This window comes from Winogradskya humida, from assembly GCF_016862215.1.
Lineage (GTDB): Bacteria > Actinomycetota > Actinomycetes > Mycobacteriales > Micromonosporaceae > Actinoplanes > Actinoplanes humidus.
This window is the reverse complement of the sequence record NZ_BOMN01000112.1, coordinates 176457-186649: the sequence shown is the minus strand read 5'-3', so window position 1 is coordinate 186649 and position 10193 is coordinate 176457. Positions and strand designations below refer to the sequence as shown.

Annotated in this window: 4 protein-coding genes; 2 read left to right on the top strand and 2 right to left on the bottom strand. The window is 70.8% G+C overall.

All coding sequences use genetic code 11. The features are described from left to right. Window positions 1–281: 281 nt before the first annotated feature. Together Ahu01nite_RS38965 and Ahu01nite_RS38960 are read right to left on the bottom strand one after the other, a co-directional pair. The gene (locus tag Ahu01nite_RS38965) at window positions 282–5747 is read right to left on the bottom strand and encodes an ATP-binding protein (RefSeq protein ID WP_203841759.1); all 5466 of its coding nucleotides are present in this window, start codon (window positions 5745–5747) and stop codon (window positions 282–284) included. Window positions 5748–5931: 184 nt separating this feature from the next. Next, the gene (locus tag Ahu01nite_RS38960; RefSeq protein ID WP_203841758.1) at window positions 5932–8817 is read right to left on the bottom strand and encodes a hypothetical protein; all 2886 of its coding nucleotides are present in this window, start codon (window positions 8815–8817) and stop codon (window positions 5932–5934) included. A 132-nt stretch (window positions 8818–8949) separates the two neighbouring features. Between Ahu01nite_RS38960 and Ahu01nite_RS38955 the strand changes: the two genes are divergently transcribed. Continuing rightward, on the top strand, window positions 8950–9453 hold the full coding sequence (locus tag Ahu01nite_RS38955) for a SigE family RNA polymerase sigma factor (protein ID WP_203841757.1): 504 nt from the start codon (window positions 8950–8952) through the stop codon (window positions 9451–9453). After that, window positions 9450–10193 (top strand): hypothetical protein, encoded by a 744-nt coding sequence (locus Ahu01nite_RS38950; RefSeq protein ID WP_203841756.1) that lies wholly within the window; start codon window positions 9450–9452, stop codon window positions 10191–10193. The genes Ahu01nite_RS38955 and Ahu01nite_RS38950 overlap by 4 nt, the downstream gene beginning before the upstream one ends.

Sequence of the window (10193 nt, the reverse complement as noted above, 5' to 3'; positions counted from 1 at the left end):
AGGCGTACGACAATATTCCGCCCCAGAAGCCCACCGGGAAAGCCAAAATCCGACACCGGAGGAGGGCAACAGCAGGGGCAAGGAGAAGAGCGGGAGGGCACAACAGAAACGGGAAGGCAAGAAGAGCGAGGCCACTGGAGGGGGGCGAGAAGGCCGAGGGCGAGAAGGGTGATGGCGGCAGGGTTGGGGACGGCAGCAAGAGGGGGCAGCAAGAGGGGGCAGCAAGAGGGGCAGCAAGAAGGCCGGCGCCCGAAGGCGCCGGCCTGTCGCTCAAGGATGGCTCAGCCGAGCCGGCTCTCGATCACCGAGATGATCCGGGGCCGCAGCTCAGCCGCGCTGATGACGGCGTCGACCGACCCGACCTCAACGGCCCGCTGGATGTTGTGGACCCGGTCGAACTCCGCGGCGACCTCGCCGAGCTTCTCCGCCCGCACCGATGCCCGCGTCTCGTCCAGCTCCGCGGTCAGCGCAGCCCGTTCCGTCCCGCTGGTAGCCGCGACCCGGGCCTCCAGGTCACGCACCCGCGGGTCGGCCGCCGTGCGCCCCTTGACCTCGCCGGAGAAGACGACGGCCGCGGCAGGGGCACCGCCGAGCACCGAAGCGAACGAGCCTTCGAGGGCCAGTACCGTCATGTTCGGGTTCAGGGCCTTCGAGAAGACCACGAACGCCCCACCGTGATACCGCGAGATCACGCAGAACACGATCGGCCCGCGGAAGTTGACGATCGCGCGGCCGATCTCGGCGCCGTACTCCAGCTGCAGCTTGCGCATCGACTCGGGCGAGCCGTCGAAGCCCGACAGGTTCGCCAGCACCACCAGCGGACGGTTGCCGCTCGCCGCGTTGATCGCCCGAGCCGCCTTCTTCGACGATCGCGGGAACAACGTGCCCGCGGTGTACGTGTCGGGCCCGTCGGTGGGCGGGAACCCCCGCCGCGGCACGGACCGGGACTCGATACCCAGCAGGCACACCGGGATGCCACCCAGATGAACGTCCTGCACCGCCGCTGTCTCCGCGTCGGCCATGCCCGCCCACCGCTCCAGCACCGGGTGGTCCTGGTCGGACAGCGCGCGCATCACCGTACGAATATCGAACGGCTTCTTGCGGTCGGGGTTGGAAGCGGCGGAGAAGATCTGCCCCACCGTGGTGAAGTCACTGCCGTCCAGAACGTGCGGGAAGTCCGAAATGTCACGGGACACAGGATCGCCGGTCACGGCGCGCCGCGGCGAAGTCTCACCAGGAGCAACGTACGCGTGGTCGTAGTGAGCCATCAGCACGTTACGAGCCGCCGTCAGATCCGGCGCCCAGTACTGCGCCTGCCCGTTCGGCCCCATCACCCGGTCGTACCCGCCGATGCCGAAGTTGTCCTCCGCCGACACGCCACCGGAGAAGTCCAGGGACTGCTTCCCCGTCAGCACCATCGCCGAATCCGGCGTCATCACCAGAATGCCCTTGGTGTGCATCAGCATCGTGGCCTCGGCGTTCCAGTACGGCTGCGCGCCCACGTTGATACCCGCGACCACGATGTTGATCTCGCCGCCGTCCTGGGTGAACTCCACGATCCGCTTCAACGCGGCCGCCACCCAGTCCATGTTCTCCGTGCCGGACTCCATCGAGATCCGCGCACCGGACGACAGGGCGTACCACTCCAGCGGCACCTGCAACTGCTCAGCCAGATCGAGCGCGGCAATGACGCGCCGGCACTCCGGCTCGCTCAGTGCGCCGAGGGACTTCGTCGGGTCGCCGAGCAGCACGACCCGCTTGATGCCCTCCGGGTAGAGCGGGGTCACGGTGCTGACCACGCCCGCGACGATCGCCGCGGTGTTCTTGCCCTTCGGGCGGTCGACCGGGACCAGCGCGTGCGAGGCGTCCAGGTCGTGCTCGGTGAAATCACCCAGCAGACCGGTCAGCTCGTACGGGTAGACGGTGTTGCGCCCGGCCGCACGCAGGACCTTCTGCCGGTAGCCGTCGAGCGGCTCGATCGGTGCGTCGGACGGGGCGTCGACGGTGAGCTGGGTGCCCCCGGCGGCGTCGAAGGCGATCCGGACGGCGGCCTTGGTCAGCGCACCCGTGCGGGGGTCACGCTGGCGGCCGATGAACAGGATCTCCTCGAGGCCGGCGCCGGCGGTGGTCGGGCGTACGCGTCCGGCGATCATCTCCAGCTCGGCGCGGGTGATGCCGATGACCGGCCAGACGTACACGACGACCCGGTTGGTGTTGAACCTGTTCTTCGAGGCCCGGCGGGACTGGGCGCGGCGGATCGAGTCGAGGCAGGTGGCGATGACGTCCTCGGCGGTGGGCAGCGCGACCAGGCGCCCGTCCTGCTCGCGGAGCTCGGTCAGATCGCGGACCTGGGCGAACGCGACGAGCCGGTCGTCGTTGGGGTTCTCCCGGGCGACGCACTGGAAGAGGTAGACCTCCTCGTCGGAGGACGGCAGGCGGGTGAGGTCGAACTCGCGGAGCCGCTCCAGCTGCATACGCTGCGCGATGTACGGGTGCAGCCCGCGGATCAGCCGCTCCTCAGCAAAGGAACTACCCGCCGGGCGGAACGTGAAGTGGTGATGCATCACGGCACCGTTGCGACCGGCGACCGTGGCCGTCACCCGGCGTACCTGGCTGGGCAGGGGGTTGGCGTTGATGACCTCGTGCAGCGCTGACGCCATCGCGTCGGAGTCCGCGGACTGGTTCTCCCAGGCGAGGTAGATGTCGGCGTCGATGGCCTGCCCGGCGAGCCCGGTGGCCAGCTCGTTGAGCCCTCGCAGGGCGCTGCCCAGGGCGTCGAAGCTGACGGCGGCGGAGAAGACCTGCGAGCCGGCGCGCTCGGCGATGACGAACGTCGTGCCGCCGGCCACGCCGGTGCGGATGCCGGTGATGGCCTTGTTGCCGTAGTAGCGGCGGTGCAGCACCTCCAGCATGGCCGTGTTGTCCAGGCCGGCGCGGACGATCCGCTGCCCGAGCAGGCGGACCAGGGGCTCGGTGCTGCGGACCATCTCGGCGATCCGTTCCGCACGATCACCAGCCTGTGGGTACGCGTCCAGGTGCCGCAACTGCCGGCGCACGCCCGCGTACACGTGGGCCCTGTTCCTTCGCAGCAGCGGCTGGGCGAACCACGCGAAGACCACGCCGCGGGCGAGGTCGGCGACCACCGGGAACCGGACCTGCGTGGCGGCGACGAGGCGTTCCAGGGCGAGACCGGCCGGCTCGCGCAGCACCTCGTCCGGCGGCGCCTCCTGCAGCCAGGAACGCAGCAGCGTCGTCACGACGGTCGCGTCGGCCGCCGCGCGCTGCTGGGCGAGGAAGATCCGGAACACGGCCGCTTCGAGCTCGGGCGTACGTTCCAGATCCTTGACGCCGTAGTGGCCCAGCGCCTTGCCGAGCCGCGCCTGGAACGCCTCCGGCAGCCCGGCCCGCTCCACGTCGAGGCTCTGCAGGTAGGTGTGGAAGTACTCGCGGGCGCTGTGCACGTGGGTGTCGCTGCCACCGTCGTCACCGGCGGGCCGGTTGCGGCTCAGCTCGGCGAGGTCGGCGAAGACGTCGACGAGGTCGAGCTCCTCGGCGAGGGCCCGCTGACCGTCGGCGGCGAACGCCTTGCGGGCGGTGACGTAGTCGGCGAGGACCCGGCGCTCGTCGTGCGGGTCGGCGTCATAGCCGAGCAGCAGGCTGCGCAGGTCCTCCTGGCCGCGGGCGACCCGCTCGCGGACCGGGCTCGCCGCGGTCACCTCGGGCAGGTCCAGCTCGACGGCACCGGCCGACGACGCCTCCTGCGTCTCGTTCTCGTCGGCGATCGGTTCGAGGCGCATCAGCGGGGCGCCGGTCTCGACCTGGCTGCCCACGGAGACGACGCATTCCTTGACGCGGGCCTTGAACGGCGCGCGCAGGACGTTCTCCATCTTCATGGCTTCGAGTACGAGCACCGGGGCGCCGGCCTCGACCTCCGCGCCGACCTGCAGCGGCGTCGCGACGACCAGGGCGGGCATGGGGGAGCGCAGGACGCCGCCCTCGTCGCGGCTGACCCGGTGCGTCACCCCGTCGACCTCGACCAGGTGGATCGGGCCGAAGGTGCTGGTGAGCAGCCGGTGGCGGACGCCGTTGACGAGGATCTGCCCGGTGTGCCGGTCGAACCGGTCGAGCACCACATCGGCGGTACGCACGTCGGCCCCCGCCTCGATGCCGACGCGGAACCGGTGGGCGCCGACGCGCGCTACGCGTACGCGATAGGCCTGTCCTCGCAGTTTGAGGTCCAGGGGCCGGCCGCTCTCGTGCTGCACCTGCGGGCGCCCGCCGAACGCGGTCGACAGCAGCCGCTGCCGCTCGACGCGCTCCTCCTCCTCGTACGCCTCGATCGCGGCCGCGGCCAGCGCGACGGCGGAGTGCTTGTGGGAGACGAGCCGGCCCTCAGCGCGTACCCGGTCGATCCAGCCCGTGTCGGCACTGGCGTCGATGACCTCGGGCTGGTCGAGCAGGTCGAGCACGAAGCTCTTGTTGGTCGCGCCGCCCTCGATGATCACCGTGGTCTCGGCCATCGCCCGCCGCAGCCGGCCCAGGGCCTCCGCGCGGTCGGCACCGTACGCGATGATCTTCGCGATCATGGAGTCGAAGTCGGCGGGGATCGTGTCACCCTCGCTGACGCCGGTGTCCACCCGGATGCCCGGCCCGGACGGCAGGTCGAGCAGCACGATGCGCCCGGGGGAGGGCGCGAAGTCCCGGTCGGGGTCCTCGGCGTTGAGCCGGGCCTCGACGGCGTGCCCGCGCTCGGCCGGTTGAACGCCCTCGAGCTTGCCGCCGGACGCGACGTGCAACTGCGCCTTGACCAGGTCGAACCCGGTGGTGGACTCGGTGATCGGGTGCTCGACCTGCAGGCGCGTGTTGACCTCGAGGAACGCGAACAGCCGGTCACCGGGGTGGTAGAGGAACTCGACGGTCGCCGCGCCCCGGTAGCCGACCTTGACGGCCAGCCGCTCGGCGGAGCTCTTCAGCTCGGCCACCTGGGCGGCGTCGAGCAGCGGCGACGCCGACTCCTCGATGACCTTCTGGTTGCGCCGCTGCACCGAGCAGTCGCGCACCCCGAGCGCCCACGCGGTCTCACCGTCGGCGATGACCTGGACCTCGACGTGCCGCGCGCCCGTGACCAGGCGCTCCAGGAAGACGATGCCGCTGCCGAAGGCCCGCGCGGCCTCCTGGCTGGTCCGCTCGTACGCGTCGGCGAGCTCGTCCGCGCTGGTCACGACCCGGATGCCACGCCCACCGCCACCCGCGGTCGCCTTCAGCATCAGCGGGTAGCCGATGTCCGACGCGGCGACCAGCGCGGCGTCGAGCGTCTCCACGGCGCCGCGGCTCCACGGCGCGACCGGCACGCCGACCTCCTCGGCGATCAGCTTCGCGCCGATCTTGTCACCGAGCTTGCGCATGGCATCCGCGCTGGGCCCGACAAACGTGACCCCGACCTTCTCGCACAGCTCCGCGAACGCCGGATCCTCGGCGACGAAACCCCAGCCCACCCAGGCGGCGTCGGCGCCGCTCTCGACCAGCGCCCGCTCCAGGGTCTTCAGATCCAGGTACGGCCGGGCCGACGCGGGCCCGAGATCGTACGAGAGATCGGCCTCCCGCACGAACGTCGCCGTCCGGTCGACATCGGTGTGCAGGGCAACGGTCTCGATCCTGGTGCCCGTCTCCGCGGCGATGTCCCGCACGGCGTGGATGAGCCGCATAGCAGCCTCACCCCGGTTGACGATGGCGACACGACTGAACACCCGACCGAGCCCTCCTGTAGTCCAATGTCTTACGCACCGTGACACACGGGTCCACGGCAGTGTTCACCCTTCCGCTTGAGGCCGACCAGCGCCATGCTGAAGAGCGGCACTCTGAGGCGCCACAGTTGTAGGAAACTAACAAAAACCGTTGGCCCTCGCCCCGAACTCACTTGCACACCCCCTCTCACCGCTCACCCCGCCGAGCCGCCTGCTCCCCACCACCCGGCCGCTCGGCCCTGTCCAACTGAGCGGGATCCCCGTTACCCCGACCCAGATTGACCAGCGCAAACCACGTCCGCAGGCGATCCGCGAACGTCGGATCCACGGTCCCCAGCACATACACCAGCGCCCACCCCACCCCGAGCAGCCGAGCCCAGTTCAGAATGGTCTCGCTGAACCGCAACCACGGCTGACTGACCAGCACCACCCCCAACGGCAACCCCGCAAACAACAAAATCCGCACCATGTACGCGACCAGCTGCCGCCGAGACCGCGTCTGCACCCGCGCCGAGGCCGGCTCGGCGTACCGCAACCGCGCAAGTGATCCCGTCGCAAGGGCAGCGATGTCGGCCTTGAGTACCCCCTCGATCCGCCGCCAGCCCCCGGCAGGCCCGGTGACCAGCTGATACTTGAGCTCCCGGACCGCAGCCGCGGCCCCGCGCGCCCGCCGCCGCAGTTGCTCCGCGGTGTGCGCGTCCGGAGCGGCGAACGTGGCAGGCAGGTCACTCTCGATGATCAGCGCCACCTGCTCCAGGGTCTGCAGCCGCCGTCGCCGCCAGGCCAGGTCAGCGCGCCGCGCCGGCCGGGAGATGTCGTCCAGCAGGTCGAGCATCTCGCTGAGGGCGGCCCCGCGCGGCTCCCGGCGCCGGAACCGCCGCTGTGTCAGGGCCGCGGCGACACCCACGAGCGCGCCCACGCCGCGCTGCACCAGGACGATCCCCGCCGCCACGACCGCAAGAGCGCCGATGAAGTCGGGCCATCCCACTGTCAGCCGGGTAACCAGATAACCGGCGACTGCCACCGCGGCGATTCCCGGCATCGCCTTGGGGAACCGGTTCGCGGTGTTCTGCGCGAGGTAGCAGAGTCTGGCGCCGACCAGCCCCACGGCCGCCTGCCAGACCACGCCCAGGTGCAACGACTCCCCGGCGAGCCAGGCCAGGGCGAGCCCCGCCGCGACCGACCCCGCGGCTCCGATCACCAGGCGCGTGACCACGTGGGCCCTCGACCACCGGAGTCGCTGAACGTTCTCGCGCGCGTGGAAACTCTCGGCCACGGCCCGCAGCCGGACAGCCTGTTCCGCTCCGACCACGGTCGCCAGGATCCGTGCCTGGTTCCGGCCGATCCGCTGCCAGGTCTGCAGCAGCAGCCTCTCGGACTCCAGCCGGTTGCGGCGGACGGCCCGCAGCGGCCCACCGGTGCGCCACCACAACCGCCGCCGATGACCGTTGCGGATCCACGATGGAAGCCCCGCCGCCGGACCGTATGCCTCGTGCGCGAGCGTGGTGAGGCCCAGCCCCAGGAACTGGTCGGACCTCGCGTCCCGGATCTCCGGCAGCGTCGTCATGTGCTCGGGGAGCGCCTCGAGAACGACAAGCGCTTCGTGCCGCCGTTCGAGGTATCCGAGGATCTCCATCTCCAGGACCAGCGCGGACGGGCTGGCCGGGTCCATGGCCCGCGCCTCGCGGGCCTGCAGCAGTGCGTTCTCGTCATCGTCCGCGTAGTAGCACAGCGTTGATGCCAGCTCGGTCAGCAGCAATGCGGAGGGCCGGCCCGGATCGATCGACGCGGCGAGCAACGCCACGGCCTCCGGATGGTTGTCCTGGATTCTGAGGTCCAGGGCTTTCGACACGATGACGTCGACCTCCGCGGCCCTGACAAACGCCGCGGTGAGATCGGTGAGCGCCGTGGTGGCATCGGCGGCGGGTTCCCAGGAGTCGAACTCGATCTCCTCGCGCCGGATGCCACGAGCCCGGAGGAAGGGCACCGGGCCGCCGGTCCGCCACCACCAGTTTCGCCACTCCGCACGATCATGGTCGGCCCGCGACGGCCGGCCGCGGGCACCGACGGCCAGATGCGGCAGCCCGGCGGCGAGGAGGATCTCCATCCGGAGCCTGCGGAAGGTCCCGGCATGGCCGCCCCGCGTGTCCAGCACGTCCCAGGCCTGCCGGAGATGGCCGCGCGTCAGCAGTGCCCGTGCCGTCTGGTCAACGAGTCCGCTGTACTGCGCGTCGTGCTCGGCCAGGCGGGCGCAGAGCCGCAGAGCCAACTCGAGATCCTCACAGTCGCGCGCCGCGCCGACAGCCTCCAGCAGTACCAGGGGATGCCAGTCCGCCCCAGTCAGCACTCTCGCCGCCTCGACAGGCTTGCCCTCGCCGCGTAACCGTTGTGCCCTCGCGGCCTGATCGAATGCCACGCCGTCCCGGTCGGCCGCCGCCAGTACTGCCCGCGCCACTTCGTCGAGATCCGCCGGCTCCGCGGCTCTGCCCGTGCCCAGCTTGCGAACGAGCCGATCCTGTTCCCGGCGGCGCATGGCGGCCCGGACGAACCACAGTGGGCCACCGGTGCGCCACCACAGCCCCCGTTGCGGCGGCACGAAGACCTTCCATACACCCTTGCGTGCATGCTGGGCTGCCTGATGGGCGAGGGCCGGAAGCCTCAGGTCCCGGTAGAACTCGAACAGGTCGGGCCAGGTCCCGCCGGGTGCGGGCGCTCGCCATGACGCCAGATGATCGTGGACGCGCTGGTCCTCTCCCCGGGCGCGGAGTGTGTTCAGGTAGAGAGTCATGGTCCACCCCTGCGGATGCAGGCGTGCGGCCGCGTCGAGCAGGGCCAGCGCTCGCGCCTCGGCGCCCAGGCGGAGCTGTGCTTCGGCGAGCTCCCGCAGCAGGTCGGCGCGTTCCTCCGGGGACTCGGCGGGGTCGTGGGTGAGCAGCCACTGCGCGATCAGCCGGGACGTGCCGGCGTGGTCATCCGCGTCGTTGTACTCGGACACCTTCTCGATGAGCCGGTCGCGGTCCATGCCGTTCAGCATCTCCGGGCGTACACGTGGATTGGTTGTGACCTGAGTCACTAGAGCGAACCTATTCGGGGTGCTGGGCCACTTGCGGGTGTGATTGCTGTCGAAGCTGCTCTGCGGGTGCCGCGGCAGGCGGGCCGTGTGACGTCGGCTGCGCGTCAGCCCGGGGCGAGTGATGGGGTGCCGATGCGGGAAGCCGCGTTCCGTGCCTATTTCGAGGATCAGCATGACTCGTTCTCGCGGTTGGCGTATCTGCTGACCGGGGACGTGTCGGTGGCTGATGATCTGGCGGCGGATGCGCTGACCGAGGTGTGGCGGCACTGGGACCGGGTGGTGGCGGCGGAACATCCCGCCGCGTACGGGCGGGGGATCGTCACCAACCTGGCCAGGCAGTGGGTACGCCGTCAGCAGCGCGAACGGCTGCGGCTGCTGGAGCCGTTCCGGCGCGCGCCGGAGTCCGACATTCCCGCCGTGCTGGACGTTCGCAGCGCGTTGCGGCGGTTGCCGCATCGCCGGCGGGCGTGTGTGGTGCTGCGGTACGCGTTCGATCTGTCCGAGCGGGAGGTCGCCGGGATTCTCGGGATCTCGGTCGGCGCGGTGAAGAGCGCGACCTCGCGGGGTGCCAAGCAGCTCACCGGCCTGCTGGGCGGCGACACGACTCTTATCGACGGTTGGGAGACGGCGCAGTGACACTCGTCGAGGATGAGGTGCGCCGGGCGGTTCGCGCGGAGGCGGCCGTGCATCAGCCGGACAGTCAGGCGATGTACGACCGGATCACGCGTACGGCGATGCGCAGTGAACGGGCCGCGCGGCGTTCGCCCGCTCCGATGTGGCTGGCCGGTGCGGCCGCCGCGGTGGTCGCGCTGCTCGGTGGTGGCGGGCTGGCGCAGTGGGCGCTCGCGGGGGAGCGGGGGCCGATCCCGGAGCCGCCCGCGCCCGTGGTCTCGCTCGCGTCGCCGCTACCCACGGTGACCACCCCGGGCTCGCCATCACCGAGCGCGTCCAAGAAGAAGCCGAGCAGCAAGCCGGCGACGAGCAGGCCGGCCGCGGACACCCCGCTGTGGACCGACGGCTCGGTCGACGCGGACGAGGGTGCGAGCCAGGGCACGAGCGTGGTCACGGTCAAGACCACGCAAGAGCTGAGCGAGCTGGTGGTCCTGGTCAAATTGACGCGTACGCCGGACCTTGTGTCGCGCGGCGGCAGTCAGCGGGTTCCGGGTGCGAGCGTCACGAGCACGGTCACCGAGGAGCAGGACGCCCTGGTCTACCGTTTCGAGCTGTCCTCGGGCGACTCGGTGCCCCCGGGCACGTACACGTTCTACGCCCGTTACACGAACGCGGACGGGGGCCGGGATGCCGGCGATGACGCGTACGGCGTGGTGGCGAAGACCTCGAGCGGCACCGACCTGAACCTGACCGGTTCTTTCTGA

Coding starts and splice junctions, on each gene's coding strand:
- Ahu01nite_RS38955 (WP_203841757.1), top strand. CDS start 8,950: ATGCGGGAAGCCGCGTTCCGTGCCTATTTCGAGGATCAGCATGACTCG.